Below are 26,641 nucleotides of genomic sequence, written 5' to 3'. Positions count from 1 at the left end.
TATATCAGCGACAAGTACAAAGAATTTCGAAAGCCTAATTAAAAAGAGGTGAGCGCAAAGCGTCACCTCTTATCAAAACATAACCAAAAAGCGTTATTTAATTTTCAATATCTTTTTTACTTCTTTTGCTTTGTCTCCTACTTTCTGGGCACCCTTTTTAAAAAGCTTGTCCTACGTCTTGCGCCGTTTCTTTTGTAGCATCTGCAGCTTTTTCTACACCTTTTTTAGTGGCGTCATAACCTTTTTCTACAGCGTTTCCGGTTGCTTCGGTCGCATTATTTACGCCTCTTTTCGTAGCATCCCATGCATTATCAATTGCAGCACCTGTCCTGTCAAAAAACACCCCAGCCTTTGTAACACGCTCTCCATCTTCCAAAATAACTTTATTACCTTCCTTGTCTACTATCTCTCCATTTGTTTTCACTATAACTCCATTATCCAAAGTAATATCTTTCTCAACAGGAACCCATGCCCCGTTAGTATATACCACTAATTGACCATCTTTCTTGATTACATCACCTTCTACATATTCCGGAGTAGCAGGTGCCGTAGGTAAAGTATCAATACTTGATGTTGTAACTGTATCATTTGCGTCAGCACTGTTTGCTGAATTGTTGCACGCCATTGCAATAGCAGCAACAGAAGCAATTACTAATAATTTTTTCATTTTGTTTGAGTTTGGTCGATCAGATATATGATCATTTTTGTTAAAAATTTATTTTCAAAAGTGGCATGTCCACTATTTTTGAAATTAGTAACCGTTTCTTTGTCTTTCTTTTTTATCCACTACTGCACCCACACCTGCGCCCGTTGCCGCACCAATAACTCCACCTACTACACCACCACCTAATCTGTTCTTTTTATTGGCTACAGCACCAATTACAGCACCCGAAGCTGCTCCAACAATAGCACCTTTAGCGGTATGGCTCATTCTTTTCTTTTGTGGAGCCGGGGCTGGTGCAGAAGCTGTACCTGAATTTGATTCACCACTTCCACCACTATTATATGTAGTGTTGTTTCTTGAGTTGGAAGAACTTGCAGATGATGATCTTCTTACAGGAGCTGCAGCAGCAGCTGCCTGCTTAGTTTCCATTTCCTTTTCTGCTTCGATTTCCTCGCGTATTTCACTTTCCATTTTCCATTTTTGATATTCAGCTAAACCTAAAGTGTCCTGCATTTGTGTATTAGCGGCATTTTCATCTTTTTTCCTGCTTGTACATGCGATCATCAAAAAAGTAACGAATAAAGCTACTATTGATAAAATTTTAAAATGTTTCATTTGTCTATTTTTTTAGTTTGTTGGTTAGATAGATCTGATTTGTCAGATTCGCTAAAAACAATATCACTTTAAGAATTTATTGTAACTAGCTTGTTTTACTAACTCAATTTCTGGTTATAAATTGATTTACCACCTATAGACAAAAAATTATGCCAATCAAGTTGCGGAGCAAATCATAAAAAAACCTAATTGAGCGGCACAAATCGTTCATTAGCTATCTTAATAAATTGATAATCAATTAGAAGAATCAAAAAAAGCTGTCTATAACAGACAGCTTTTAATAAAAATTTATTTTGAATATTTTAGATAATTTTTTCCACCTGCATATAATTCAATTCCACAGGGGTTGAACGTCCAAATATTTTCACGATCACTTTCAATTTCTTCTTTTCGTCGTTTACTTCTTCTATAATACCATTAAAGTCATTGAACGGTCCTTCCACGATCTTTATAGTTTCCCCAACTATGTATGGCTCAATCATGCTCACACCGCCAGATTCGTTCATCTCGTCCATGCGGCCCAGCATTTTGTTCACTTCAGACTTGCGCAAGGAGATGGGATTGTCTTTACCTAAGAAATGTATTACGCTATTGGTAGCTACTACTAAATCCCTCAGGTCATCGCTCATCTTTCCATCCTGCACTTCTATCATCACATAGCCGGGATAGTAGTTACGCTCGCGCATCACTTTTTCCCGTTCTGTACCTTATATACTTTTTCAACAGGCAAAAATACCTGTTTCACTGTTTTTTCAAAAGGGCTACGTGAGATCTCTTTATCCAAATACTCCTTTACCTTACGCTCTTTACCGCTTACCACACGCAGCACATACCATTTGGTATCTTGTTGAGGCGCTTCTGCAGCTTTATTTTCTACGTTATTTTCTTCTACCATTTCTTAGCTGTATAATATTTTGTATAAGAAATTAAGGCCGCCACCAGCTAAAAAGTCCATCAACCATACTATAAGTGTGATAATGATAGTAGCAACCAAAACAATCATAGTAGATTGCTGTAACTGCGCCCAATCAGGCCAGGTTACCTTTTCAGCTAATTCTTTGTAGCTATTTTTTAAATAATTGCCAAACTTGTTCATTGTAGTGTAGTTGATATGTTCAAAAGTTGACCGGTTAACAAGTACATCCAATTCAACATTTAAACTTGTAAACTTTTCAACCTAACAAAAAGCACGGGCACAAGGACTCGAACCCTGATCAACGGTTTTGGAGACCGCTATTCTACCATTGAACTATGCCCGTATAAAGCGGCCTCACCAACCCCTCTCCTCTGGAGGAGGGGCTTAATAAGCCGCTAAAAAATTAAAGAACTGTTTTTAAAAACAAAGTACCCAAGCTGATGCCTAAGGTACTTTGTAAAAGTATTCGAAGCTTTTCCAAAGTCCTCCCTTCGGGAGGATTTAGGTGGGCCTTATTTAAGAATTTCAGTAACCTGACCAGCACCTACTGTACGGCCACCTTCACGAATCGCGAATTTCAAACCTTTTTCCATCGCAATTGGAGTGATCAATTTTACAGTTAAGGTAGTGTTATCACCAGGCATGATCATTTCTGTTCCTTCTGGTAAAGTACACTCTCCTGTTACGTCAGTTGTACGGAAGTAAAATTGAGGACGGTATTTTTGGAAGAATGGAGTGTGACGTCCGCCTTCATCTTTGCTTAATACATAAACCTCAGCTTTGAAATCAGTATGTGGAGTGATTGAACCTGGCTTACAAATTACCATACCACGACGGATTTGAGTTTTCTCAATACCACGTAATAATAAACCTGCGTTATCACCAGCTTCACCTTCATCCAATATTTTGCGGAACATTTCCACACCTGTTACTGTAGAAGTTAATGGTTTTTCCATCAAACCTACTCTCAACCGGATCACCAGTTTTGATTTTACCTCTTTCGATACGACCAGTAGCAACTGTACCACGGCCTGTGATAGAGAATACATCTTCTACAGACATCAGCATTGGAAGATCGATTGGACGAGGAGGAAGTGGAATATAGCTATCAACAGCATCCATTAATTCAGTAATAGCGCCAACCCATTTTTCATCACCAGATAATGCACCAGTTGCAGAACCGCTGATGATTGGTGTGTTATCACCATCAAAGCCACGCTTGCTCAACTCTTCACGAACTTCTAATTCTACTAATTCCAAAAGTTCAGGATCGTCAACAAGGTCAACTTTGTTTAAGAATACAACCATTTTAGGTACACCAACCTGTGCAGCTAAAAGGATGTGCTCTTTAGTTTGAGGCATAGGACCATCCGTAGCCGCAACTACAAGAATAGCACCGTCCATCTGAGCAGCACCAGTAATCATATTTTTCACATAGTCAGCGTGACCTGGACAGTCAACGTGTGCATAGTGACGAGATTCTGTTTGATACTCTACGTGAGCTGTATTAATTGTGATACCCCTTTCTTTTTCTTCAGGTGCACCATCAATATCGTCGTATTTTTTGCTGTCGCAAGACCTTTCTTAGAAAGGATTTCAGTAATTGCGGCAGTCAACGTAGTCTTACCATGGTCAACGTGGCCAATGGTACCAATGTTTACGTGGGGTTTCTCCCTCTTAAAGGTCTCTTTTGACATTGTTATCTGTTTTTAAAGTTGTTTTTTATAATTCTGTGCCCGGCAAATGTACTACTATCAGCGCTATTGCGTCGCACTCTTGTACTGCTGTGCATATATTAACAGTTGACAAGTTAATAAGTTGACAAGTTTAACCAGTTGATACGATCGATTTCTTATTCCTTTATCAACTTTTAAACCTTCCAACTTTCAACTCATCTTCACCTTACAATAGAGCCGTTGATGAGAATTGAACTCACGACCTCTTCCTTACCAAGGAAGTGCTCTACCACTGAGCTACAACGGCTTGTCAAATATTAAGTTGACAGATGACCGTTGTTAGTTGACAATAATACTGTCAACCGTCATCTCATTTCTGTCATCTACACAGAGCGGGAGACGAGGCTCGAACTCGCTACCTGAAGCTTGGAAGGCTACCGCTCTACCAAATGAGCTACTCCCGCTAATAATTTCAAATCTGAAATTTCAAATTTGAAATTCAAAGAACTGTGGGCAGGGCAGGGTTCGAACCTGCGTACTCGTGAGAGAACAGATTTACAGTCTGTCGCCTTTAACCACTCGGCCACCTACCCAGTTTTTAAGTCTTAAGTTGAACAAGGAAAGAACCTTTTCACCATGTCAACTTATAAACTTTTTAACTTAACTGAGCCGAAGAAGGGAGTCGAACCCGCGACCTGCTGATTACAAATCAGCTGCTCTACCAACTGAGCTACTTCGGCTTATTATTTAAAAAGAACTGATTTTTCGGTATTTCAATGTATTTCAACAATACAGCAAGTAATACCCTAAAAATTTGGAAGGCAAAAGTAGGGGGAATTTTCCAAACGTCAAAATACGTTAAAGAATATTTTTATAAAAAATAAATAGCGTTCGTTTAAAATATAATGCTGCTACAATGACTTCAATTTACTTTAATATAGCAGTTTTCATTTTCCAAATAACCAGTGCAGAATTTTGTTTTAGAAAAATTCGTTTCCAAAACTGTACTCATTTCCATGGTTGTATCAGCTATCAGTTCAGGATATTGAGTAAGATCTCTGTCTAAGTTGAGAAAAAAGAATAAAGAGTAAGTTCTCTGTCATTATGTTCCCACAATGCATTCATCTTCAAAATCAGTTTACCGTTTTGATTATAAACCTTTCGGATATACCTATTGTGCTCCATTAAATAAATTGTATCTCGTGTATTTTTATAATTCACGGCCGAATACTTTCCCAAGACCGCTTTATGGTTTTGCCTACAAGCATATCCAACAAGAACAATAGACAATATCAGCATACACTTTTTATACTTTGATTTATACATAAGTAGCGTTTTCTATTAAAAAATAATCCTCTCACTCGTTATAACACATAAACGTAAGATAATTCCACACAAAAAAAGCCCCGCTTTTCAGCAGGGCTTAAGTATTTTATTTAAGCAATCATCTTTTGTTTTCGCCTTTTCACCTGGTTTACGAGGGAGTCGAAGGCACTGTCAAACGACTCTTCAAAGGATTTACTGGAAGATTTTACAAAAAAGCTGTGGCGGGGCACATGCACTTTTATCTCCACTATCTTGTCTTTAATATGGTGTACCACATTGTCCAATTTCAAAAATACATCCGACTCAATGATGCGATCATGAAACGTATTCAGTTTTTCCATTTTTCGACTAACAAAATCAATTAGTCTTTGATCTGCATCAAAATTAACCGTTTGAATGTTTACATTCATAGTTCATATATTTAAAGAGTGAATAATCAATAAAATGTTTTCAAAGAACTGTATCAACTGATACTAAAATTAATAAAAACATAATCTATTCTCAAAAAATAATTGCTAAAGTTTTCTATAAATCATGCTTTAGGATGGGCGTTTTTGTACACTTCTTTCAGCTTTTCAATAGTATTGTGTGTGTACACCTGCGTGGCAGCCAGACTGGAATGTCCTAATAATTCTTTTACTGCGTTTAGCTCTGCCCCATTATTTACCAAATGTGTGGCAAAACTGTGTCTTAGCACGTGTGGGCTCTTTTTGTCAAGCGTTGGAATGGCAGATAGTAACTGCTTTACCAATAAATAAGCATATTTCGGATACAATTTTTTACCCTTCTCTGTAACTAACAAAACCTCTTCTTCTCCTTTTTCAAATTCCTTGCGTTTCAAAGCAATGTAGTGTTTTATAGTCAAGATCATCTCGTCAGACAAAGGAATGCTCCGCTCTTTATTACCTTTACCCAATACCTTCACTTGTTGCCTGCTAAAATCCATTTGCTTTTCCTTTAAGTTGATCAACTCGCTCAAACGTAAGCCGGTGCCATAAAATAGAGTTACAAGCATTTTCGCATTAAGAGATTTCCAATCTTCCGTTGAAGCTGCCACAGCTGTTTGTAAAAACTGAATATCATCCTCCTTAATAAATACCGGGAGGCGCTTATTTGTTTTAGGAGAAACAATTTTAGCCATGGGATTAGCCGAAATGCTCCCTGTTCTTAAATGAAATTTGAAGAAAGACTTCAGCGTAGATATTTTTCGATTAATACTTTTTGATGTCAGGCCATGCTCCTTCAGTTCGGCCAACCAGCTCCTCACCAGCTGATAAGTCACCTCAGCCAAATGGGTATCGCCAAATACGCGAAGCAGATAAATATTGAATTCGTTAAGATCACCTTCATAAGCTATGATCGTATTTTGTGAAAACCGCTTTTCAAACTTTAAATAGTTGGTAAAGGGGGCAATATATGTTGCAAGTTTTTCCGACATAAAATAAAAAAGTCCCACATATTCTGTGGGACTGCAATTTATTCAAAATCTCGTATAATTATAGTTCGATTTTACCGCTGGCGATCTGCTGCTTGTACACGGCCTTCAAAACCTGGCCACGACGCTTAATCGATGGCTTTATAAAAGCCTGACGTTCACGCAATTCCAAAAGCACTTTAGATTTCTCAAATTTCTTTTTGTACTTTTTCAGCGCCTTGTCGATGTTTTCGCAGTCTTTAGAATCAATAATTAACATAATTTATATACCTCCTTTGGTAATTTTTTTGAGGTTGCAAAGATAGAGAAATGTTTTTTATAAACAAATATTTTGGTAAGAATGTTATAGACCCTGAAATTAGCATCATGTTTACAGGAATTATAGAAGCAACAGGAATCATAAAAAGAATAGCATCTTCAGGTAGTAATAAAACTTTCTGGATAGAAAGCGATATAAGCAATGAATTAAAAGTAGACCAAAGCGTGAGCCACAATGGCGTCTGCCTTACTGTGGAAACCATTTCAGGTAATGTACATAGTGTTACAGCCATTAACGAAACCTTGAAAAAACAAATCTTGGATCGTTAAAGGAAAATGACCTGTTAAACCTTGAGCGATGCATGATAATGAACGGCAGGCTTGACGGACATATTGTGCAGGGCCATGTGGATGGAACGGCGAAATGCCTTTCGGTAACAGAAAAAGATGGAAGTTGGGAATACGTATTTGAATTCGATGAAAAATTTGCGCCTTTGATGATCGAAAAAGGATCTGCATGTATAAACGGCATTAGCCTTACCGTTTTTGATGTAACCACTAACGGCTTTACAGTAGCTGTAATTCCATATACATACAATTATACCAATATTCGATTTATTAAAGCCCAAAGTACTGTAAATATTGAATTTGATGTAATTGGAAAATATATTTTAAGAAGCCGGGAATTAAATAACAAATGATTTTTATTAAAAAAATCGCCTCAAAACAGGAGATTCATTTCCCACCCCCTCTTTCAAAATATTGTAATCTTTAATTTTTAGTTTACATAATTTTGCACATTGTTTAAAGCAAAAACAAATGGACCTAAGACCAATTGATACGGTTGAGACAATTTCTCAACAGGAGTTTAAAACAAAATATTACAACCCCAATAAACCGTTGATCATAAAAGGCCTGGCAAAGCAATGGCCCGCTTATAATAAATGGAATTGGGATTATTTTATAGACATTGTTGGCGACAAAGAAGTAGGTGTTTACAACAATGTCAAAAGCGACTCCTACACTCCTATCAATACAGCTGACGCCTACTTGAAATTTGGAGAATACCTGCAAATGGTAAAAAAAGGGCCGGTTGACCTGCGTATTTTTCTTTTCAATATATTTCAACATGCGCCTCAAATTGTTAAAGACTTTTCCTGGCCGGATGAATATATGAACGGGTTTGTAAAAAGGTTTCCAATGCTGTTTGTTGGTGGGCAGGGAGCCATCACCCACATGCATTTCGACATTGACCTGAGCCATATTTTACATACCCAGTTTTTGGGAAGAAAAAGAGTATTGCTCTTTCCTTTTGAAGAACAACGCAAACTTTATAGAAAACCCTGGGAAGTTTTGAGCCTGGCTAATTATGCTAACTATAATGAACATTTCGATTATGAAAGCTTTCCGGCAGTAAAACTTGCAAAAGGTTATGAAGTGATCCTTGAACATGGCGACACTTTGTTTATGCCGGCAGGTTATTGGCACCACATGGAATATATTGATGCTGGTTTTGCGATGAGCCTGCGCGCCTTGCAAAGCAGCATTGGCGGCAAATTGCATGGTGCCTGGAATTTATTTGGTATGCGCAATATTGATACATTGATGAAGAAAACAGCGCCAAAGTGGTGGTATGCAAGGAAAAGAGTCAATCTCTATAAAAATGCAGATAGAGAATTGAACACCATATAAAATTCCAGAAAACAATTAATCTTTAATTTGATATTTTGAACAAATCTCCTGCTTAGTTGTTGTGAAAATTAAGAAGCGCAATTCCATTGTTGAAAAAATTTACCATAGTAGCACTACTTACACTTTACAGTTTCACTTCGTTTGGAGTAAGTGTGAACCTGTTTTATTGCTGTGGTAAACTTAAAAGTGTTTCTTTAAAGGTTCAGACCCATCATGCCAACTGCACCGTTCAGGAAAAAAGTAAAGATTGTTGCAAAGACCAATCACTTCAAATAAAGATTTCCGACGATCAGCGCAGTAATGCTTTTGAATCTCTTAGTCTTTATGCGACCAGCCAATTGGCCATAACGCCTCCGAATTTTTACACCTTTACATCGGCGTCGATTTCAACGCGCAATATTCTGTCTCAAATGGCAGACACGTCGCCACCGGCGATCCCCAGTCGATCCATTTTATATAACGTTTTCAGGATTTAGAAAGAAAGATCAAATTTCTACACAATAGCTATGGCTATTGGATTTGCTATTCTTTCTTTTCTTAAAAAATAATTTTGAATGAACGTTAAATATTTATTTTTTGCGTTGATGCTAATAATCAGCGATGCAGCCATTGCGCAAAAACACACCATCTCTGAAACATTTAAAGTACGCGGCGTTTGCGATATGTGCAAAGAACGTATTGAAACCACCGCGCTTGATCATAAAGCAAAAACTGCCGTTTGGGAAGCCGGAACACAATTGCTTACTATAAGTTTCGATAGCACCAAAACGTCTGCAGCACAAATAGGCAAAGCAATAGCCAACGCTGGCCACGATAATGAAAAAGCCAAAAGTGCTGATGATTCTTATAAAAAATTACCGGATTGCTGCCGCTATTCCCGATCAGACAATGAGGCTGACGCACACGCTCTACATGGTATCACCGGAGTTGTACTTGAAGAAAGCATTAAAGGAAAGCTAACACCACTTAGCAATGCCACTATAAACAATATTCACGCTGACGAGCAATTTACAACCGATAGCTCAGGCGTTTTTCATTTTGAGACAAAATTACCAGCACAAATAGTAGTGAGTTATGTTGGTTTTAAATCGGACACTATTACTGTCAATAGCTCCGAAATGCTTTCTATCACTTTAAAAAACTCTGTAAACAGTGATTTAACAGAGGTAATTGTTACATCCCGAACACCGTCGTCCTATGTTTCTACTCTAAGCGTTTTAAATAAACTAAACCTCGGTGTTGGCGAGCTTACCAAAGCGGCTTGTTGTAATTTATCTGAAAGCTTTGAAACCAGTCCATCAGTAGATGTTAGTTACAGCGATGCCGTTACCGGCGTAAAGCAGATCCAACTCCTGGGCTTGTCTGGCAACTACACACAACTCCTAACAGAAAATACCCCTGAGATTAAAGGGTTCGCTTCTCATTACGGAATGACTTATGTACCCGGCCCATGGCTTGAAGGTATTCAGCTAACCAAAGGCGTGGGGTCTGTAGTAAATGGTTATGAAAGTATCGCCGGACAAATCAACATCGAAGAAAAGAAGCCTGATAATTCGGAAAAATTATTTGTAAATACTTATGCCAATACAATGGGTCGCCTGGAAGCCAATATCAATACAGCTCATAAGCTGAATGATAAATGGAGCGTGGGCTTGTTGGCGCATGGCAATTATAGCGATCGAAAAGTAGATGATAATAATGACGGCTTTAAAGATTTACCAACCGGCTCGCAATGGAATATTATCAACCGCTGGAAGTATGTTGATAACAACGGATGGATTATTCAGCTTGCGCTGAAAGCTATGCAGGACAAGCGCTACGCAGGACAAACTAATTTTGATCGCTTTAAAGATATTGGCACCACTAATGCTTATGGCGTGGGAATAGATGCGGAACAATACAGTTTTACCAGTAAAATAGGATATATATTTCCTCAACATAAATATAAAAGCATTGGTCTGATACTATCAGCCAACCGATATACCAACAACGCCTATTACGGGCTTTCGAACTACGTCGGAAAACAATCTACCGTATATGGAAACCTGATTTATCAATCTATCATTGGCAATACCAATCATAAGTTTAAAACCGGATTGAGTTTCTCCAATGAAAATTATAACGAAAACTTTAACACCCTAATATTCAAACGCAATGAAATAGTCCCTGGTGCTTTTTTGAATATACTTATGACGTATCCGATAAGCTTACAGCATTGGCAGGTTTAAGAGCCGACTATCACAATCTTTATGGATTCATCACCACGCCACGCATGCACTTGAAATATGACTTTTCACCTAAAACAAATCTGCGTCTTTCTGGCGGATCGGGATTTCGTGTAAGCAATATTTTTGCAGAAAATGTAGGCGTTTTTGTAAGCTCGCGACAATACGAGATCGTGAACCCTTCCTCAACTTATGGTTATGGACTAAACCCGGAAAAAGCATGGAACTATGGTTTAAACTTCATCCACAATTTCAAATTAAATGGTCATAATGGATCCATTGCTTTTGATGCATATCGCACACAATTTAATAATCAAACAGTAATTGATTTAGACGCAAACCCGCAAGCCATCCGCTTTTATAACCTTACCGGGAAATCTTACGCAAATAGCCTTCAGGCAGAATTGAATTATGAATTGATTAGAAAATTGGATGTGAGAATGGCTTACAGATGGTTGGATGTAAAAACTCAATATCAAAATGGATTGTTGGAAAAACCGTTTACCGCTAAACATCGTGCATTCATAAACCTGGCTTACGAAACTACCAACAAATGGAAATTTGATTATACCACACAATGGCTAAGTAAAAAGAGAATTCCTGGCACTGGAAGCAATCCTATGGGTTTGCAAATGCCTGCTTATGCTCCATCTTATTTTCAAATGGCGGCGCAGGTAAGTAAAAAATTTGGTGAGAAATGGGAGGTTTATGTAGGCGGAGAAAACCTTACCAATTATGTTCAAAAAGAAAGAATTATTGATGCTCAAAATCCTTTCGGCCAATACTTTGATGGTTCGATGATTTGGGGACCGGTTATAGGTAGAATGATTTATGTAGGGATGAGATTTAATATCAAGTAAGCCTTGTTAAATCTACCGTTTAGCAAACCTTCCAGGTTTTGAAAACCTGGAAGGTCTGCTAAAATTATGTTTTGTTCAGACCGAGATGATCAGACCGCTTAAAGACTTATCGTTGTTAATATAGGATCAGATATGTATTACTGCTGAAGAGTGCGACGCAATATTGACGCTATATATTTACAGATGGCTCAATAAGAATCACTTTGTATTCCAAATTTCCCAACTTAATTCTGCCTGGCCAACCAGCATTTCATAACCGTTCTTTATAGCGGCACCGCGCTCCTCGCCTTTTTGTAAAAACAAGGTTTTGGCAGGATTGTAAACTAAATCGTACAAATAATTTTTGTCAGTTAAATATTGATACGGAATATCAGGTGCAGTATCAACTTTGGGGAAGCTACCTAAAGGTGTTGAATTAATAATAAGCGGATAGGCTTCTATAATTTCTTTAGTCAAATCTTCATAAACAAAGCCTGCGCCTTTATTTCGGGAAACATAAGCGTATTCAATACCCAACTTTTTCAAAACATAAAGCACGGCTTTTGCGGCACCGCCAGTACCCAAGATCAATGCTTTTTTATGATGAGATGCTAATTGCGGTAATAAAGATTTTTCAAAAGCAGGCGCATCTGTATTGAAGCCGGTTAATTGACCGTTGTTGATTTTTATACAGTTAACGGCGCCGATTTCTTTTGCTTCGTTGTTCAAAGCATTTAAAAATTGTAATACCTGTTCTTTATAGGGAATAGTTACATTCAAGCCTTTCAGCTCAGGATGAGTTTGCAACAAATCTGTTAATAGAGAAATATTTTCAAGTGGGAATAACTCGTAAGCGGCGTTGGCGATATGCTCTTTTTCAAATTTTTCTGTAAAATATTTTTTAGAAAAAGACTGGGCCAAAGGCATGCCGATGAGTCCGTACAAGTTCATCAGGCGGAAGTTTTCTTATCAAGATATAGATCAAATGTATCGCCGCGAAGCCCGATACGCATAGCTTCCAGCGCAATAACTTCGTTAGGGGAATGTTTCCTAAATTAACATTACATCCAATCAATTCAAGAAAATATAATTGTTGTGCTTTTTGCGGCGCCTCCCAGATTATTTTTTCATCAGGAATTTGTGTTAATATTTCCTGCACCAAGCCTTCACGCACTTCTCCACTTCCTCTGTAAATACCAACATTACCTGCTTCTCTTGCTTCAGCAATTACATATGAGGAGCCGGCTTCCAATTCGGCGCGCATCAGTTCGATCCATTTATAAGGGGGTATGATATGTGTTGCATCTTTACTACCCACTTCACTTAATACAGTACCATACTTTGTCAACTTCTCGATGTAACCACATTTTTCTGCATGTGGAATTACCAAAGAGCCGTCACTAACTTCCATATAATCTATACCAAAAGATTGACAGGTGTTGATATAATCCTGCATCTGATTACGTACTAAATATGCTTCAAATAAAGTACCTCCAAAGTAAACAGCCATACCATGAGATTTGTACACTGCTATTTTTTCTTCCAGCTTGGGCGTAACTACGGCTGTACCAAAACCTAATTTCACAATGTCAACATGGGGCTGCGAAACATCCATAAAATTTTTGGCTTCTTCTAAGCTGAGGCCCTTGTCCATTACCATAGTAAGGCCCGATGTTCGAGGTTGTTTTTTCTTTCTGGTAGTTGAGTCAGATTAAACTTCATTCGCTAATTCAAATTAGATAGCGGCAAATGTATTATATTATGTTCAATAAAAGGAAAGATAATGAGCCTAATGAGGCAATACACTTGTTGACGCTTGTTGACATAAAGCCTTAAAATATGCCTACTTGTTACTTTTTCGCTTCTTATATTTTAAGATAAGATCTGCCACTTGTTGATGTTGAAGTATGGCGGGATTGATTTGTAAAACCTTTTAAACTGGCCAGGATCGCTGATTAACGCCTCTTCCAGGTAGATCAGCGCCTGCTTCTTTTTCCCTTGTGCAAATTGTATAAGTGCTCTATAATAAATAAAAATGGGCTTGTTCTTTGTCATCGTTAATGCGTTATCAATTTGCTTTGATGCTTCATCATAATATTCTGCATCGTATAAGCATTTAATAAGCGCCTCCCAGCCAACTGCGGATTTTGGTTTAAGCCTGACAACATTGGAGAAGTATTGAATCGCCTCTTTAGTAAACCCTAACTGCATTTTACAATCGCCCATTAAAATGCTGTACTCGGGTTTATTACGTTTCAATTTTAACGCTGTATCGAGCTGCTTAACACACATTTCGTATTTTTCTTCTTTGTAATATGTGTATGCAATTTTATATGCCAGGTAACTTATATCAGGATTTAAATGAGACGCCTTACGATAATAAAACCTGGCTAGCGCATAGTTCTTCATTTTCTCATAACAGAACCCAATCGCCTCATAAATAACATCTTCTGGTTTTGATAATTCTAACACCTTCTCTAAATACTCGATCGCGTCTTTGTACTTCCGCAAACGGATATAGGCATCGCCAATATTACGGTAAGCATAATCCATCTTCTCATCAATTACCAATGCGTACTGATAAGCATCAATTGCTTTTTCGTAAAGCTTTAAACCTTGAAACGCTGCTCCTAAATTAAACCATGCTAACTCATTGTAAGGAGTTTCATCAATGATCTTTTTATGCAGTTCTATACTTTCTGCATTGCGGCCTGTATAGTCGGTCCAGAAACAAATTTTATATAATGCTTCTTCATTGTCGGGCTCTTGTTGTAAAATTTCTTTAAGACAGTCAAAAACTTTCTCGAAATCCTCATAATCGTCATAGACGTCCGCCAGTTCAAATAATAGTTCGATTTTATCCTCGCCTTCAAAAAACTCAAGTGCTTCTTTTAATAATTCAACAGCTTCTTCCTGTCGATCAAGTGCCAGAAACGCCTCCGTTTTCAAAATATAGATATCTATATTATTGTTATCAAATATCGAAGCCTGCTCAAGTAAAGTAAGCGCCTGTTCGTATTTGCGTCTATTCAATAACAGATCGGCTTTTTTGATTAATAAAGAAGCTGAATAAGGAAATTGCTCAGTTGCGATTTCTACTGCCTGGAGTGCTTTTAAAAATTGTTCCTGTGCCTCAAAATGTTCGATAATTTTCTCAAAGGCTTCTTCTTCAATGTATGAACCGCCCCTTCCTCCTCTAAAATCTTCGTACCTCTGTAACAATTCGCTTAATTCCTGGTCTTTCTCTTCATCATGCTGGGAAAAATCCTTCATAATTACCTCCTTTTGATTAAAATATATATCCGAACCATAACAATTACTAATTTATACTACTTAAACAATTAAACCCGTGCTAAGTTTTCCTCCAATTGTGAAAAACTAATTTTTGATATTTAAAATGCCATTTTTTCAATTGTTAACAAAATTTTAAAATTTATTATATATTGTCATAAAATTTCTTATCTTTGTGGTGTCTTTTAATTATATTAACTTATATGTTATGATAAAGGCTATCTTTTTTAACCTCATATTTATTTTATCTTTCTCTGCGGTAGCTTTCGCAGAAGGGGAGGCTAATGACAATGATTTGGGTAAGGAAAAACCCAAAAATGGTTTATCGTTAGATAAATCTAAGCAACTTCATTCTTTTTCGCTTCGCTCTGGGATGTATTTCAAGGGCGGAAATTTGATCAATGCAGAATCTGCTTCTAACAATAATTACACGAGTTTCAATATCAATTTCCAAAAAGAACAGAACAACTTCATTCAGCATAATAAAAAGAAAGCATTATTAAGCAAGCTTACTTTTAATCCTAATGAATTATTGAGAAATTATTCAGGTAAATAATCATTGAAAAATTTATACGAAAAATCCCGGTTTAAAACCGGGATTTTTTATTTGGCTTGTTTGCTGAATTCTGTGTAAGACATGGCGCGGTAGCCGGTTTTAGGAATATCAAATTTTGCTAACGGCACTGGATTGAACTCGATATTAGAAACGGTAAATGTAACCTTATCTTTCCCTTTAGATGCATCATACTGCATGGCTAAGCCGGGTAATCCTTTATTAATAGTTTGAAAATTAGTATTTACGGGAATAAGTTCCTTTGTAAAGAAAACAGTGAATGTAGTACCATCCGAAAGTTTTCCTATCGCCTTTTGACATTTATATCCGGCGATTTGCTTGAATTCATTTTCGATTTTATACGTTACACCTTCATAGCGTTTGTTATATGTTTTCCATTCGGCAGGAGAATATGTAATCAGAAATTTTTTATTCCCATAATCTCTTATGTTAGTGGCTGTGCTTGTTTTTTCGTCAAAAATGGTGGATGAAGCGCCTAATGAGCTTATAAAATCTGAGCGACTCATGTTACCTTTCACATAAACGATATTAGTTGCACCGTCAAGCATATCAGCCCTTTTCGGGGTATTATTATCTGTGCTTACAACAATATCGTAATATATTGTTGCATCCGTAACTTTCTTTTGAGCGAAGGATAGTTTTGTTGCGAATAAAAGAATCAGTATAGGAAAAAATCTATTTTTCATTATAAATTATAGTTCAAACAAACCTTAGACGCTACAAGATAAACAATAAGTTGCTTAAAAAAATCCGGGTTTAAAATAAACCCGGATCACTTGCTTCTTATTTTTTCTGCTTGTCTTTTAATTGTTTTTGTTGCTCCTGCATCTGCTCCAGTCGCTCCTGCCATTTGGACTTACCTTTTGGCTTCTTCCTGTTTATTTCAATTTTTGATAGAATTTTATCGTGATCTATGATATAATTCTGAATAACAAACTGAAGTGCTAAAGTAACAATGTTCGATACTGTGTAATACCAGGTAAGTGCCGATGGAAGTTTATTGAAGATAAACAATAAGAACACCGGCATAATGTATGGCATATACTTCATCATCGGATTACTTTGGTCTGGCGTCATGCTCATACTGTATATGGAAATCAATAAGCTGGTCACTACCGCAGCAATTGTAAATAAGCTTAAGTGATTGCCTAATAACGGAATATTGAAGCCAAAAGTTATCGGCGCGTCATAAGCCGACAAGTCATTCGCCCAAAGAAAATCAACCCCTCTTAAATCAACATTAGCGCTAAAAAAACTATACAATGCAAAGAATATCGGAATCTGCAGCAGTGCCGGGATACAGCCCCTAACGGGTTTACACCAGCCTCTCTGAACAACTTCATTTGATCCATGCTCATTGCCTGTTGATCATCTCCGTGTTTCGCTTTTAATTTGGCAATTTCCGGCCTTAATGCTTTCATTTTAGCACCACTTAGGTAACTGCTATAAGTTAATGGAGATATGACCAACCTGATAATAAGTGTCAGCAAAGCAATGATAATACCGTAGCTGGACACAAAACCTTTAAAAAAGTTGAAAATAGGAATGATGATATACTGGTTTAGTGGCCTTACAAAAGCATATACGCCCTGACCAAGATTTACCAGTTTATTTAAACCATTACCTTCTCTTTTCAGAATGTTATAATCTGCGGACCGTAAAATATACTAAATGGAACAGTTACAGTGGCGGCAGGTGTTACTGAAATACGCATGTTTGCAGTAGATTGAGAAACGATATGGCTGTTGTTTTCAGGCATGCTCCAATCCATATTTCCTCCGGAAAAATTATTTTTTGCGATCAGGAACGTATTGAAGAAACGTTGCCTTACGCCTACCCATTCTACAGATTTTCCAAACTCAACTGAGCTTTTTTACCAATGGTATGATAATCGAAATTGCCATCTTCAATATAACCCACCTGAGTATTCTGCCTTTCAAAATCCAGATCAGACTCCTGCTGATGAGCTTCGTATTTCCATATTAAATTCAGATTTCCTTGCGTAAGCAACTGTGCAGGCTGAGTTAGTGCGATGTTAAAGTCGATCTTATAAGTATCGGGATAAATAATAAACTGATGTTTGATGTAAGTATTTGTTTGTGCGCTATCGCCACCTCTTAGTTCGAAGCTTACCACCTGTGAACCGGAAGGGCCTTGTTCTACTTTGCCATTGCTAAAAAATAAATCAGAAGTTTGGGAACTTTGGTTAGCCGCTGTGTTAATAGCATAGCTGATTTTATTAAAATCTGAAGCCGCAAGCACAACCGGTTTTTGAGTTTCAGCATTTTTAAAACTTTTTAGTTCAACATATTTAGGCTGGCCACCCTTATTAGTAAAAGCTATTTTAAAGACACTGTTCTCAGCAAATATCACCTGCTCCGTTCCGTTAACCGCCTGCTGAAACATACCTGCTTTTGTAACCTGTAATTGCGAGTCAGCTTTTTGAGCATCTAACCGCATTGTTGTTGTATCTAACTTTGGTTGCATTGCTTTCGCAATAGAATCCTGACGGGCTTGTTCTATTAAAGACGCCTTCTGCTGCTTGGAATTATAGAAAAAGTAAAAGAAAAAAGCAGGGCCAAAAGAGAAAAACCTATGACGGTATTACGATCAAACTTCATTATGAGCTGTAATTTTTTGAGGCGCAAAGATAAGCAATGTGCAACAGGATTGACAGGTTTTAGAAAGATATTAGACAGCTGCCGCACATAAGTCATTTTGCCTGTATGGTTCAGCAATCAATTTGCAACTTAATGTGTAACATCATTTATTTTTATATCAAAATTCATTTCTATGCCAATAAGAATGACTGATGACCCTGAAGAACAAAGTAATGATTATAATAATGATCGCGGTAGCGGAGGCTCCAATTCATCTGGCGGCGGCGGATTATTTGCATTATTACCGCTCCTGCTAGGTTTGTTTAAAGGGAAGGGCATTATATTCATAATTGTGGTTGGTGCCGCACTGTGGTTTTTTATGGGGCGTGGCGGAGGGGGTTGCGGAAACATGAACATTGGAGATATGGCACAGCAATTATTTTCGCAAAGCGGTTATAGTTATAACCCTAACGAGTTTAATAAAGCCTCAATTTATGAAGGCTTAGAAGATGACACTAATAAAAATCCTTTGCCGGAAGCTGTATCATTGCTACGTTTCGCTCCTCGCCGCGGCGATCAAGGGGCACAAGGAAGTTGTGTGGCCTGGAGCAGCGCTTATGCTGCACAAACTATTTTAACAGCTGCAGCCACAGGGAAAGACCCCAACACACTTGTTTTCAGCCCTTCCTATCTTTATAATCAAATAAGATTAGGCGACGATTGTCAGGGCTCTTATATACAACGCGCTATGGAAGCCATGAAAGTTAACGGTGGCGTACCACTAAGCCAATACCCTTATACAGATCAGGATTGTAGCAGTACTCCAAATGGTACAGCTATACAAGCCGGAAGGCAAAACACCATTCATGGATTTACCAGGCTTACTGAAGGTGATAATTTAAACCAGATTAGTGTAAGAGCTGTAAAAGAACATTTGTCGAAAGATGCTCCGGTGGTCATTGGAATGATGGTTGGGCAGAGTTTTATGCAGGACATGATGGGTAAAGATCTCTGGCAACCACAAGGCCTCGATCAGTCTCAAGTTGGCCTGGGTGGTCATGCAATGTGTGTAACCGGTTATGATGACAGGAAATACGGTGGTTCTTTTCAAATCATGAACAGTTGGTCACCGCAATGGGGAAACAATGGTGTAGCATGGGTTCGCTACGCAGATTTCAAGGAATATGTTCGCGAAGCATACGGAATAGATCCACTTCCAAAGTCTTCTGCTGTAGCATCTTTGCCACTTGAATGTAATATCGGCCTGGTAAATAATGCTACAAAAGAATATATAAAATTAAAATCAACAGGTAATAACACCTTCCAAACCGCCAGTCCCATAAGCATTGGAACCCGTTTTAAAATGGAAGTAAAAAATTCAACTGAGTGCTATATATACATTTTTGGACAGGAAACAGATGGCAGCAGCTATGTATTATTTCCTTACCTAAAACCTGGACAAACGGTTTCCAAGCATGTTCTTTATTGTGGCATCACAGGTTATCGTTTGTTTCCAAAAGGGCAATCTTTAGAAGCCGATAATGTGGGAAACAAAGATTATATGGCCATTGTAACAAGTAAAAAAGAAATTAATTACTCACTATTTAATGAAGCCATAAATAATAGCAAGCAGGGCGATTTTGCGGGTAAAATTAATGACGCCTTGAAATCTTATGCCACTCAATCAACTCAAACCGCTACTGCTGATGGGCGAATATATTTTAAAGTAAATGCGAGCCCTAACCAGGCAGTTGCTACTATTGTCGCTTTCGACAAAAGATAAAATTAATTACAATTAGAGAATTTATAAATCAAAAGCCATCTCAGAAACTCTGGATGGCTTTTTAATTTTCCTTTTATTCTAAACTATCTTTTTTGAAAATTGTAAATAATATAGATCGTCTTACCTTCAAACTGAACAGGACTTCTAGCTTCAAAAGAGTTGTCTGCAAACGATGTTACTTCAAGTGAATAGCCTTCAGCAATATGCTTCGAATCACTTTTCTTTACACCGTCTTGCTTTTTAAAATTGAATAAAGTAGTGCCGCCATTTACACGCTGCGACCATAAAATTTGTCTTGCACCGCCGGGGCAATCACCACCTGCATTGATTGTATATGATCCATATCCATTATTGGGCAACACCCATTCACTTCCCTCAAAACATGTTAAAGGGGCATCATCAAAAGCAGTAACATTTATTTTCCCCTCAACACCTTCCACTCTTGCGGAAGTTATTGTCCAGTTGCCTTTAAAATCTTTGCGTGGTGCAACAGGTGCATTTTTACTTGAAGAGCATGATGCAAGAAAAAGCATCGATGCAATAAAAAAGTGAGAGCCGCTAAGTTTTTGTTTTTATTCATGTTTGTATTTTTTGCTTGTAGAATTGCCAATATAGAGCCGATAACTATCGGTTTCTTATAATACATGATTACGGCTCATTTCATGGTTAATAATTTTAGGTACAATTGCGATGCCAAATTTAGCATTTTGACGAAACCCCAAAACCAAAGGTTGTAAATTACATGGGATAAATTTTGAAAGTGTCTCGCCACTGTATTATTATACAATATGATAACACGTCTGTGCTAATTTTACACGATCCAAATTCAATCACCCTTGCCAACTTTAAATGAAAGAGATACTAGTACAAAAATCGACCATCCCACCGCAATCGCTTTTAAGAAGCACGCCCAATAATTACGACTACTTAGATAGTTTTGAAAGCCAGTTAGCTGACCCAAAGCAAAATCTTAACGCAGAAGATTTAGCAACGGCATTTTTCTTGAGCGAACCTGGATGGGTGGATAAACTATTAAAGTTTAGAAACAAAATCGCAAGGCAACTAAACCTAAAAACGCCTGGTCAAATAAAGCACAAGGAACAATATATTAACGAAATAACATGGACACCAGGCATCATGATCGGCCTCTTTAAAATTTTTGACATAACAGATAATGAAATAATAATGGGTGAAGACGATAAACATCTCAATTTCAGGGTATCGCTTTTTATTGCTAGCAATCAAAACCAAAAGCTAATAACTATATCAACAACAGTACAGTTTAATAACCTGCTTGGAAAATTATATTTCTTACCTGTTCAACCATTCCACAAAATCATTGTTCCCATAATGCTAAAGAATATGATCAGGCAGTTGCATAAAAACAAGGTCAATCCTATCCATTTTTAAGAAGTTTCACTTAGATAATAAGTAGTTAATAAAAGTAAAAATCAATTCGCCAAATTATTTCTATCTGATATTAAGCATGTAAGTCAATATCTTACTACCAATGCAACATTTCTTTACACTTAAAAAATATTTCCGGTACGACTTTGGCATATACAAGAATATTAACACTTAAAATCTACCTATGATTGATAAGATTGATAAAGTTCCGGATAATATTATGGCATTCAGTGCGTCTGGAACAATTGATGCAAATGACTTTACAAATATTTTAATTCCCGCAATTAAGAATTATATGAAAGATCATAAAGATCTTAATTATATGCTCGTGCTCGATAATGATTTAAGTAATTTTTCAGTAACGTGGTGGATGAAAAGCTTATGGGTCGCAATAAGGGATATGACTACTTGGAACCGGTCTGTTATCATCAGCAACTTAGACAAATTAAAAAATTTTACCAACGAATCCTGTAAAGAGCTTCCTGGCGAGCTTAGAGTTTATCCGAAAGAGCAAATAGAGGAAGCCATAAGATGGTTGAGCGGCAACATTAATACGAGATCATAAATATAGAGCAAATAAAATGGTGTACTTGGCTGTTTAATATTGCTTTGATCAGCTTATGATACCTACTTCATAGCCGACTCGACATTAAGGTTGTGAATAGCATTATAACATAAAAAAATCATTTTTCCACTTTATCGTCAACCATAGTTCCATAGATTACTCCTGCAATAGTTTGTATAAACTATCCTCATAATTAACAGATTTCGAAACAATTGCTTAGCTTTCACCTTTGTAAAAATTTAATATGCTTGAATGAATTACCGTAGTTCATTACGTCTATTTTGTTTTCTTTACCTTGGGTTAATTGCATTCCGCTCTTCAGCGCAAAGCAACAGCATTAGAAAATCTAACCATCCAAACATCATTTACATACTTGCCGATGATTTAGGTTATGGCGATGTAAGTGCTTTTAATAAAAATTCAAAAATCCATACTAAGCATATTGACGCTCTTGCCAGTAATGGAATGAGTTTTATTGATGCGCACACCAATTCTGCTGTTTGTTCACCTACTCGTTACGGTGTATTAACCGGGCGTTACGCCTGGCGCACTCATTTACAAAACGGTGTTTTGTGGAGTTATGATTCAATGTTGATTGATAATAACCGGGCAACGGTAGCTTCTTTGTTAAAGCAAGGTGGGTATCAAACTGCATGCATTGGTAAGTGGCATTTAGGTTTGGGTTGGCAAAAAGACAGTGACAATAACAAGGTTGACTTCACAAAAAAATAGCAGCGGGGCCTAAGAGCGTTGGCTTCGACTATTTTTATGGCATTACTGCATCGCTTGATATCCCTCCCTATTTCTATATCGAAAATGATAAGATAACCGCTGCTAAAATTGACAGCATTCCGGGGACTACAGGTAAAGGTTTTTGGCGCGAAGGTCCGATAGGTAATGACTTTAAACATGAAGAAGTATTGCCGCATCTTACACAAAAAGCAGTCGCATATATTAAAGCACACGCCAAAACGTCGAAGCCTTTCTTTCTCTACTTTCCGTTGCCATCGCCACATACACCAATTTTACCAACCAAAGAATACCTGGGCAAATCAGGCACAAATGAATATGGCGATTTCGTTTTGATGACTGATGATATGGTAGGACGAATTATAAAGGCTGTGAAAGACGCAGGCATTGAAAGCAATACTATGATTGTGTTTACAAGTGACAACGGCGTTTCACCGAACGCCGATCTTAAAGAATTGGAAGCAGCAGGACATCAGTCCAGTTATATTTTCAAAGGCACAAAAGCCGATATTTATGAAGGGGGACATCGTGTTCCTTTTATAGTAAAATGGCCTGCTAAAGTTAAATCCGGCACCAAATCTTCTGAAACCATTTGCCTTACTGACTTTATGGCTACTGCTGCAGATATTGTTAATCAACAATTAAAGCATAATGAAGGTGAAGACAGTTACAGCCTTTTACCTTTATTAATACGGAAAGGAAGGTATCAAAGAACGAGCACCATCCATCATTCCATAAACGGGAATTTTGCTATAAGAAAAGGGAAATGGAAGTTGGCTTTTGCTTATGGCTCTGGAGGATGGAGTGCGCCTGTAGAGAAAGAAGCAAAAAACAAGACGCACCTCGTGTTCAATTGTTTGATATGGAAAAAGACGTTTCAGAGAAAACCAATATTGCCTCTGATAATGTAGCAGTTGTAGAGAGCCTTACCAAAACTCTGGAAATAATAATTCAGAACGGCAGATCAACGCCTGGTACAAAACAAGCTAATGATGTTCCTGTAAACTATTCAAAATATAAATGATTTGATTTTATGAAGAAAGTATGTGTACTATCTGCCTTAATTTTATTTTTTGCCTCATTTGCCGGCATAAAAAAGGAAGCACCTTCATCGAAGACAACAGCCGACATGGAGTCTCAGCCACCCAATGTCATTATCATTTTTATGGATGACATGGGTTATGGCGATCCCGTATGCTATGGCGGAGGTCCTTATCAAACACCTAACATTGATGCGCTTGCCGCAAGCGGTATGCGTTTTACTAACTTTTATTCAGCACAGGCGGTTTGTACCGCTTCAAGAGCAGGGCTGCTAACAGGATGCTATCCTACACGGCTTAGTATTCACGGAGCTATTAATCATGCTTCAAAATTCGCACTTAATCCAGATGAGCAAACCATTGCTGAAGTATTAAGAGACAAAGGCTATAAAACCGGCATGGTTGGCAAATGGCACCTGGGACACAAAGTACCTTACCTGCCTTTGCAAAACGGATTCGATGAATTTTATGGCCTACCCTATTCTAACGACATGTGGCACTATGATTATGACGGTCAAAAGATAACCGATACATCTTTATGGAAATCAAAATATCCGCCACTTCCTTTAATCGACGGTAATAAAACTGTAAAGGTCATTTCGTCTTTTGCTGATCAGGATGAGTTAACAACGGCCTACACAAACAGAGCTGTATCATTTATCAAAAAAATAAGAACAATCCATTCTTTTTATACTTCGCCCATTCAATGGTGCATGTACCGCTTGGTGTTTCCGAAAAATTTAAAGGTAAAAGTGGCGCAGGATTATTTGGTGATGTAATGGAAGAAGTTGATTGGTCTGTGGGTGAAGTAATGAGAACATTGAAAGAAAATAATTTATTGAACAACACAATTGTAATTTTCACAAGTGACAACGGACCCTGGCTTAACTTTGGCAATAATGCGGGTAATACCGGAGGACACAGAGAGGGTAAAGGAAGTGCATGGGAAGGCGGCCAGAAAGTGCCCGGAATAATTAGTTGGCCAAAGCTTATAAAACCCGGTACGGTTAGCAATAAACTGCTTAGCACCATCGATATCTTACCTACATTAGCAGAAATAACTGGCGCGAAAAAACCTGAGAAAAAATAGATGGCATAAGCTTTAAAGAGGTATTGTCAGGCAATACAGATATCAATCCGCGCGATGAGTTTGTCTATTACTACGATCGAAACAACTTAAAAGCAATTCGAAAAGGGAGCTGGAAATTAGTGTTTGCTGCTAAATCACGAACATACGGTCCGCCTTCAACCATCGAAAATGACAGGTATGCCGGGAAAACACTAGAAGTGGAAGTTCCGTTAGCTTTATATAATTTAAGTACTGACCCTGGCGAAGACCGAGATATAAAAGATCAACATGCTGATGTAGTAAAACAACTTGATCAAATAGCACAGAAATACAGAGAACAATTAGGTGATGGGCTTACTAACACAATTGGAAAAGAAGTAAGGCCTGCAGCCCAGCTGTAACAGATCAGAACTAATAAAATCGTAGCATAATCCATAATAAGTTTGTGATACTCCATTTTTAATAACAGATGATAGGAATATCTTCGAATATTAATTATACGTTATTCTATCATAAACGATCATGAAAGAATTTATAAAGGGGACTACCAGTGTTCTTTTCCTGCTATTAGCGCTAATCAGCAATGCTCAAATACCGGTACCCAGCCAATCTCAAATTGCATGGCAGGAAGCCGAATTAGGTGTTGTATTTCATTACGACCTGCATGTATTTGACAAAAAAAATACAATCAGAAAAATAACCGAACAAGCCCCATTGCTGATTACAATATTTTCAATCCAGAAAAGTTGGATACTGATCAATGGATATTGGCAGCAAAAAATGCCGGTGCAAAATTCGCTATTCTTACAGCAACACATGAAACAGGTTTTGCTTTGTATCAAAGCGATGTAAACCCTTACTGCATGAAGGCTTTAAAATGGAAAAATGGGGAAGGCGATATTCTTCAGGACTTTGTAAATTCTTGTCGCAAATACGGAATCAAACCCGGTGTTTACGTTGGCATTCGCTGGAATGCTCGTTTGGGAATTTACGATTTTAAAGTGCAGGGCGATGGCGCATTTGCCCAAAACAGGCAGCAGGCTTATAAGAAAATGTGTGAAGGAATGGTGGAAGAAATTACTACACGTTACGGCGATCTTTTTATGATTTGGTTTGATGGTGGTGCATCTGATCCTAAAACTTATGGCGCCGATGTATTGCCCATTGTTGAAAAAAATCAACCCAATTGCTTGTTTTATCACAATGCACAAAGAGCCGACTTTAGATGGGGTGGTTCCGAATCAGGCACGGTGCCTTATCCGTGTTGGTCAACTTTTCCATATCCTTATTCCCATGCTTCAAATACAGATAAAATTTTTAAGAACGATTTCAAACTATTAAAAGAAGGTGATCCTCTAGGTAAATATTATATGCCGGCCATGTCTGATGCACCACTGCGTGGCTACAAAGGCCGTCACGAGTGGTTTTGGGAGCCAGATGATGAAGCACATATTTATCCGGTAAAAAATTTGGTTGATATGTATCATGGTTCAATCGGTCACAATTCTACTTTAATATTAGGGCTTACGCCCGATCCGAATGGCTTACTTCCTAAAGCCGATGTAGACACGTTGGCCGCTTTTGGAAAAAAATAAAAGAACTTTATACTACCCCAATTGCCAGTACAAGCGGCAACAAAAGTACAATAGACCTTCAAGTGCCTAAAGGCAAACAAATACAACGCATCGCTATCCAGGAAAATATTGTAAACGGGCAACGAGTAAAAGCTTTTGAAGTGCTGGGCTTTCAAAATGGGAAATGGAAAATGATTGTTAGCGGTTCTTCTGTCGGTCATAAATTTATTACATCGGTACCAAAAGCAACTTATAAAAAATAAGATTGGTAATTAAAACATCGAAAGGACAACCTTTTATAAAGCAGTTTGCTGTATATTGAACAGCAAATAAAATTAACCT

The 26,641-nt window shown here is 37.7% G+C and carries 34 protein-coding genes, 5 tRNA genes and 2 pseudogenes; 18 read left to right on the top strand and 23 right to left on the bottom strand.

Translation table 11 applies throughout. The features are described from left to right. Window positions 1-157 precede the first annotated feature (157 nt). The 16 genes and pseudogenes from MKP09_RS03545 to rpsU form a co-directional block, all read right to left on the bottom strand. Window positions 158-667 carry a DUF6799 domain-containing protein gene (locus MKP09_RS03545; RefSeq protein ID WP_240826460.1) on the bottom strand — a complete coding sequence of 170 codons (510 nt, stop codon included), beginning with the start codon at window positions 665-667 and terminating at the stop codon, window positions 158-160. Window positions 668-751: 84 nt separating this feature from the next. Further along, on the bottom strand, window positions 752-1,279 hold the full coding sequence (locus MKP09_RS03540) for a glycine zipper family protein (RefSeq protein WP_240826459.1): 528 nt from the start codon (window positions 1,277-1,279) through the stop codon (window positions 752-754). Window positions 1,280-1,581: 302 nt separating this feature from the next. Then, the gene (gene nusG / locus MKP09_RS27840; RefSeq protein WP_240829186.1) at window positions 1,582-1,761 is read right to left on the bottom strand and encodes a transcription termination/antitermination protein NusG; all 180 of its coding nucleotides are present in this window, start codon (window positions 1,759-1,761) and stop codon (window positions 1,582-1,584) included. A 99-nt stretch (window positions 1,762-1,860) separates the two neighbouring features. Beyond that, a pseudogene (locus MKP09_RS27835) lies at window positions 1,861-2,174 on the bottom strand (transcription termination/antitermination NusG family protein); the annotation flags it as partial. Between the two features lie 3 nt (window positions 2,175-2,177). After that, entirely contained in the window at window positions 2,178-2,426 is a 249-nt protein-coding gene (secE, locus tag MKP09_RS03525) for a preprotein translocase subunit SecE (protein WP_240826458.1), read from the bottom strand. A gap of 41 nt (window positions 2,427-2,467) precedes the next feature. After that, a tRNA-Trp gene (locus tag MKP09_RS03520) sits at window positions 2,468-2,538 on the bottom strand. A 169-nt stretch (window positions 2,539-2,707) separates the two neighbouring features. Beyond that, entirely contained in the window at window positions 2,708-3,097 is a 390-nt protein-coding gene (locus tag MKP09_RS28595; RefSeq protein WP_449586469.1) for an EF-Tu C-terminal domain-related protein, read from the bottom strand. Beyond that, complete coding sequence (locus MKP09_RS28590; RefSeq protein ID WP_449586718.1) at window positions 3,090-3,707, bottom strand: GTP-binding protein; 618 nt, start codon at window positions 3,705-3,707, stop codon at window positions 3,090-3,092. The genes MKP09_RS28595 and MKP09_RS28590 overlap by 8 nt, the downstream gene beginning before the upstream one ends. Next, window positions 3,689-3,892 (bottom strand): GTP-binding protein, encoded by a 204-nt coding sequence (locus MKP09_RS28585; RefSeq protein ID WP_449586467.1) that lies wholly within the window; start codon window positions 3,890-3,892, stop codon window positions 3,689-3,691. The genes MKP09_RS28590 and MKP09_RS28585 overlap by 19 nt, the downstream gene beginning before the upstream one ends. 214 nt (window positions 3,893-4,106) lie before the next feature. Further along, a tRNA-Thr gene (locus tag MKP09_RS03510) sits at window positions 4,107-4,178 on the bottom strand. Between the two features lie 84 nt (window positions 4,179-4,262). Beyond that, window positions 4,263-4,335: transfer RNA gene (locus tag MKP09_RS03505), tRNA-Gly, on the bottom strand. Window positions 4,336-4,381: 46 nt separating this feature from the next. Further along, window positions 4,382-4,464 (bottom strand) — tRNA-Tyr (locus MKP09_RS03500). A 74-nt stretch (window positions 4,465-4,538) separates the two neighbouring features. After that, a tRNA-Thr gene (locus MKP09_RS03495) sits at window positions 4,539-4,611 on the bottom strand. A 696-nt stretch (window positions 4,612-5,307) separates the two neighbouring features. Next, window positions 5,308-5,607 carry an HPF/RaiA family ribosome-associated protein gene (locus MKP09_RS03490; RefSeq protein ID WP_240826457.1) on the bottom strand — a complete coding sequence of 100 codons (300 nt, stop codon included), beginning with the start codon at window positions 5,605-5,607 and terminating at the stop codon, window positions 5,308-5,310. A gap of 122 nt (window positions 5,608-5,729) precedes the next feature. Beyond that, entirely contained in the window at window positions 5,730-6,635 is a 906-nt protein-coding gene (locus tag MKP09_RS03485; RefSeq protein WP_240826456.1) for a tyrosine-type recombinase/integrase, read from the bottom strand. A 58-nt stretch (window positions 6,636-6,693) separates the two neighbouring features. Further along, window positions 6,694-6,891: a 30S ribosomal protein S21 gene (gene rpsU / locus MKP09_RS03480; RefSeq protein WP_240826455.1), complete on the bottom strand. Its 198-nt coding sequence runs from the start codon at window positions 6,889-6,891 to the stop codon at window positions 6,694-6,696. Window positions 6,892-6,941: 50 nt separating this feature from the next. On the opposite strand from rpsU, the gene MKP09_RS03475 reads away from it, so the two are divergent. The 6 genes from MKP09_RS03475 (at window position 6,942) to MKP09_RS03455 (ending at window position 11,667) form a co-directional block, all read left to right on the top strand. Beyond that, the gene (locus tag MKP09_RS03475; protein WP_240826453.1) at window positions 6,942-7,220 is read left to right on the top strand and encodes a hypothetical protein; all 279 of its coding nucleotides are present in this window, start codon (window positions 6,942-6,944) and stop codon (window positions 7,218-7,220) included. Window positions 7,221-7,258: 38 nt separating this feature from the next. Next, the gene (locus MKP09_RS03470) at window positions 7,259-7,591 is read left to right on the top strand and encodes a riboflavin synthase (protein WP_240826452.1); all 333 of its coding nucleotides are present in this window, start codon (window positions 7,259-7,261) and stop codon (window positions 7,589-7,591) included. 118 nt (window positions 7,592-7,709) lie between these two features. Then, a complete protein-coding gene (locus MKP09_RS03465) occupies window positions 7,710-8,582 on the top strand; it encodes a cupin-like domain-containing protein (RefSeq protein WP_240826451.1) in 873 nt (290 codons plus the stop codon). Between the two features lie 86 nt (window positions 8,583-8,668). After that, on the top strand, window positions 8,669-9,058 hold the full coding sequence (locus MKP09_RS28580) for an HYC_CC_PP family protein (RefSeq protein WP_449586464.1): 390 nt from the start codon (window positions 8,669-8,671) through the stop codon (window positions 9,056-9,058). A gap of 78 nt (window positions 9,059-9,136) precedes the next feature. After that, window positions 9,137-10,810, top strand: a complete 1,674-nt coding sequence (locus MKP09_RS03460; RefSeq protein ID WP_240826449.1) for a carboxypeptidase-like regulatory domain-containing protein — start codon at window positions 9,137-9,139, stop codon at window positions 10,808-10,810. After that, window positions 10,798-11,667, top strand: a complete 870-nt coding sequence (locus tag MKP09_RS03455; RefSeq protein ID WP_240826448.1) for a TonB-dependent receptor plug domain-containing protein — start codon at window positions 10,798-10,800, stop codon at window positions 11,665-11,667. The genes MKP09_RS03460 and MKP09_RS03455 overlap by 13 nt, the downstream gene beginning before the upstream one ends. A 198-nt stretch (window positions 11,668-11,865) precedes the next feature. Here MKP09_RS03455 and MKP09_RS03450 read toward each other — a convergent pair whose 3' ends face one another. The 3 genes from MKP09_RS03450 to MKP09_RS03440 form a co-directional block, all read right to left on the bottom strand. Further along, complete coding sequence (locus tag MKP09_RS03450) at window positions 11,866-12,597, bottom strand: shikimate dehydrogenase family protein (RefSeq protein WP_240826447.1); 732 nt, start codon at window positions 12,595-12,597, stop codon at window positions 11,866-11,868. Next, a complete protein-coding gene (locus MKP09_RS03445; protein WP_240826446.1) occupies window positions 12,548-13,300 on the bottom strand; it encodes a phosphosulfolactate synthase in 753 nt (250 codons plus the stop codon). Before MKP09_RS03445 ends, MKP09_RS03450 begins: the two co-directional genes overlap by 50 nt. Window positions 13,301-13,518: 218 nt before the next feature. Further along, window positions 13,519-14,919 carry a tetratricopeptide repeat protein gene (locus tag MKP09_RS03440; RefSeq protein WP_240826445.1) on the bottom strand — a complete coding sequence of 467 codons (1,401 nt, stop codon included), beginning with the start codon at window positions 14,917-14,919 and terminating at the stop codon, window positions 13,519-13,521. 226 nt (window positions 14,920-15,145) lie between these two features. Between MKP09_RS03440 and MKP09_RS03435 the strand changes: the two genes are divergently transcribed. Next, on the top strand, window positions 15,146-15,493 hold the full coding sequence (locus tag MKP09_RS03435) for a hypothetical protein (protein ID WP_240826444.1): 348 nt from the start codon (window positions 15,146-15,148) through the stop codon (window positions 15,491-15,493). A gap of 47 nt (window positions 15,494-15,540) precedes the next feature. Here MKP09_RS03435 and MKP09_RS03430 read toward each other — a convergent pair whose 3' ends face one another. The 3 genes and pseudogenes from MKP09_RS03430 to MKP09_RS03415 form a co-directional block, all read right to left on the bottom strand. Then, window positions 15,541-16,197 carry a GLPGLI family protein gene (locus tag MKP09_RS03430; protein WP_240826443.1) on the bottom strand — a complete coding sequence of 219 codons (657 nt, stop codon included), beginning with the start codon at window positions 16,195-16,197 and terminating at the stop codon, window positions 15,541-15,543. Window positions 16,198-16,294: 97 nt separating this feature from the next. Then, window positions 16,295-17,028: pseudogene (locus MKP09_RS03425) on the bottom strand (YidC/Oxa1 family membrane protein insertase). A gap of 325 nt (window positions 17,029-17,353) precedes the next feature. Further along, on the bottom strand, window positions 17,354-17,998 hold the full coding sequence (locus tag MKP09_RS03415; protein WP_240826442.1) for a hypothetical protein: 645 nt from the start codon (window positions 17,996-17,998) through the stop codon (window positions 17,354-17,356). Between the two features lie 306 nt (window positions 17,999-18,304). Here MKP09_RS03415 and MKP09_RS03410 point away from each other — a divergent pair, with 306 nt between their 5' ends. Beyond that, window positions 18,305-19,894: a C1 family peptidase gene (locus MKP09_RS03410; protein WP_240826441.1), complete on the top strand. Its 1,590-nt coding sequence runs from the start codon at window positions 18,305-18,307 to the stop codon at window positions 19,892-19,894. Between the two features lie 83 nt (window positions 19,895-19,977). On the opposite strand, the gene MKP09_RS03405 is transcribed toward MKP09_RS03410, so the two are convergent. Continuing rightward, a complete protein-coding gene (locus MKP09_RS03405; RefSeq protein ID WP_240826440.1) occupies window positions 19,978-20,427 on the bottom strand; it encodes a hypothetical protein in 450 nt (149 codons plus the stop codon). 316 nt (window positions 20,428-20,743) lie between these two features. On the opposite strand from MKP09_RS03405, the gene MKP09_RS03400 reads away from it, so the two are divergent. The 10 genes from MKP09_RS03400 (at window position 20,744) to MKP09_RS03360 (ending at window position 26,562) form a co-directional block, all read left to right on the top strand. After that, window positions 20,744-21,304, top strand: a complete 561-nt coding sequence (locus MKP09_RS03400; protein ID WP_240826439.1) for a DUF2867 domain-containing protein — start codon at window positions 20,744-20,746, stop codon at window positions 21,302-21,304. A 181-nt stretch (window positions 21,305-21,485) separates the two neighbouring features. Beyond that, the gene (locus MKP09_RS03395) at window positions 21,486-21,866 is read left to right on the top strand and encodes a SpoIIAA family protein (RefSeq protein ID WP_240826438.1); all 381 of its coding nucleotides are present in this window, start codon (window positions 21,486-21,488) and stop codon (window positions 21,864-21,866) included. A gap of 252 nt (window positions 21,867-22,118) precedes the next feature. Then, window positions 22,119-22,598 (top strand): sulfatase-like hydrolase/transferase, encoded by a 480-nt coding sequence (locus MKP09_RS25335; RefSeq protein WP_262915097.1) that lies wholly within the window; start codon window positions 22,119-22,121, stop codon window positions 22,596-22,598. Continuing rightward, the gene (locus tag MKP09_RS25330; protein WP_317235237.1) at window positions 22,595-23,527 is read left to right on the top strand and encodes a sulfatase-like hydrolase/transferase; all 933 of its coding nucleotides are present in this window, start codon (window positions 22,595-22,597) and stop codon (window positions 23,525-23,527) included. The genes MKP09_RS25335 and MKP09_RS25330 overlap by 4 nt, the downstream gene beginning before the upstream one ends. Window positions 23,528-23,649: 122 nt before the next feature. Continuing rightward, window positions 23,650-24,435, top strand: coding sequence for a sulfatase-like hydrolase/transferase (locus MKP09_RS03385; protein WP_240826437.1), 786 nt, complete (start codon window positions 23,650-23,652; stop codon window positions 24,433-24,435). After that, a complete protein-coding gene (locus MKP09_RS03380; RefSeq protein ID WP_240826435.1) occupies window positions 24,363-24,746 on the top strand; it encodes a sulfatase-like hydrolase/transferase in 384 nt (127 codons plus the stop codon). Before MKP09_RS03385 ends, MKP09_RS03380 begins: the two co-directional genes overlap by 73 nt. Before the next feature lie 23 nt (window positions 24,747-24,769). Then, window positions 24,770-25,126 (top strand): hypothetical protein, encoded by a 357-nt coding sequence (locus tag MKP09_RS03375; RefSeq protein WP_240826434.1) that lies wholly within the window; start codon window positions 24,770-24,772, stop codon window positions 25,124-25,126. A gap of 121 nt (window positions 25,127-25,247) precedes the next feature. Next, the gene (locus MKP09_RS03370; RefSeq protein WP_240826433.1) at window positions 25,248-25,577 is read left to right on the top strand and encodes a hypothetical protein; all 330 of its coding nucleotides are present in this window, start codon (window positions 25,248-25,250) and stop codon (window positions 25,575-25,577) included. Next, a complete protein-coding gene (locus tag MKP09_RS03365) occupies window positions 25,472-26,320 on the top strand; it encodes an alpha-L-fucosidase (protein ID WP_240826432.1) in 849 nt (282 codons plus the stop codon). Before MKP09_RS03370 ends, MKP09_RS03365 begins: the two co-directional genes overlap by 106 nt. A gap of 62 nt (window positions 26,321-26,382) precedes the next feature. Beyond that, window positions 26,383-26,562: a hypothetical protein gene (locus MKP09_RS03360; protein ID WP_240826431.1), complete on the top strand. Its 180-nt coding sequence runs from the start codon at window positions 26,383-26,385 to the stop codon at window positions 26,560-26,562. Window positions 26,563-26,641 lie beyond the last annotated feature (79 nt).

The sequence above is a fragment of the Paraniabella ginsengisoli genome (genome assembly GCF_022513635.1).
GTDB classification, from domain to species: domain Bacteria; phylum Bacteroidota; class Bacteroidia; order Chitinophagales; family Chitinophagaceae; genus Niabella; species Niabella ginsengisoli.
Note: the sequence above shows the minus strand (reverse complement) of the source record. Positions and strands in the feature narration are given on the sequence as shown.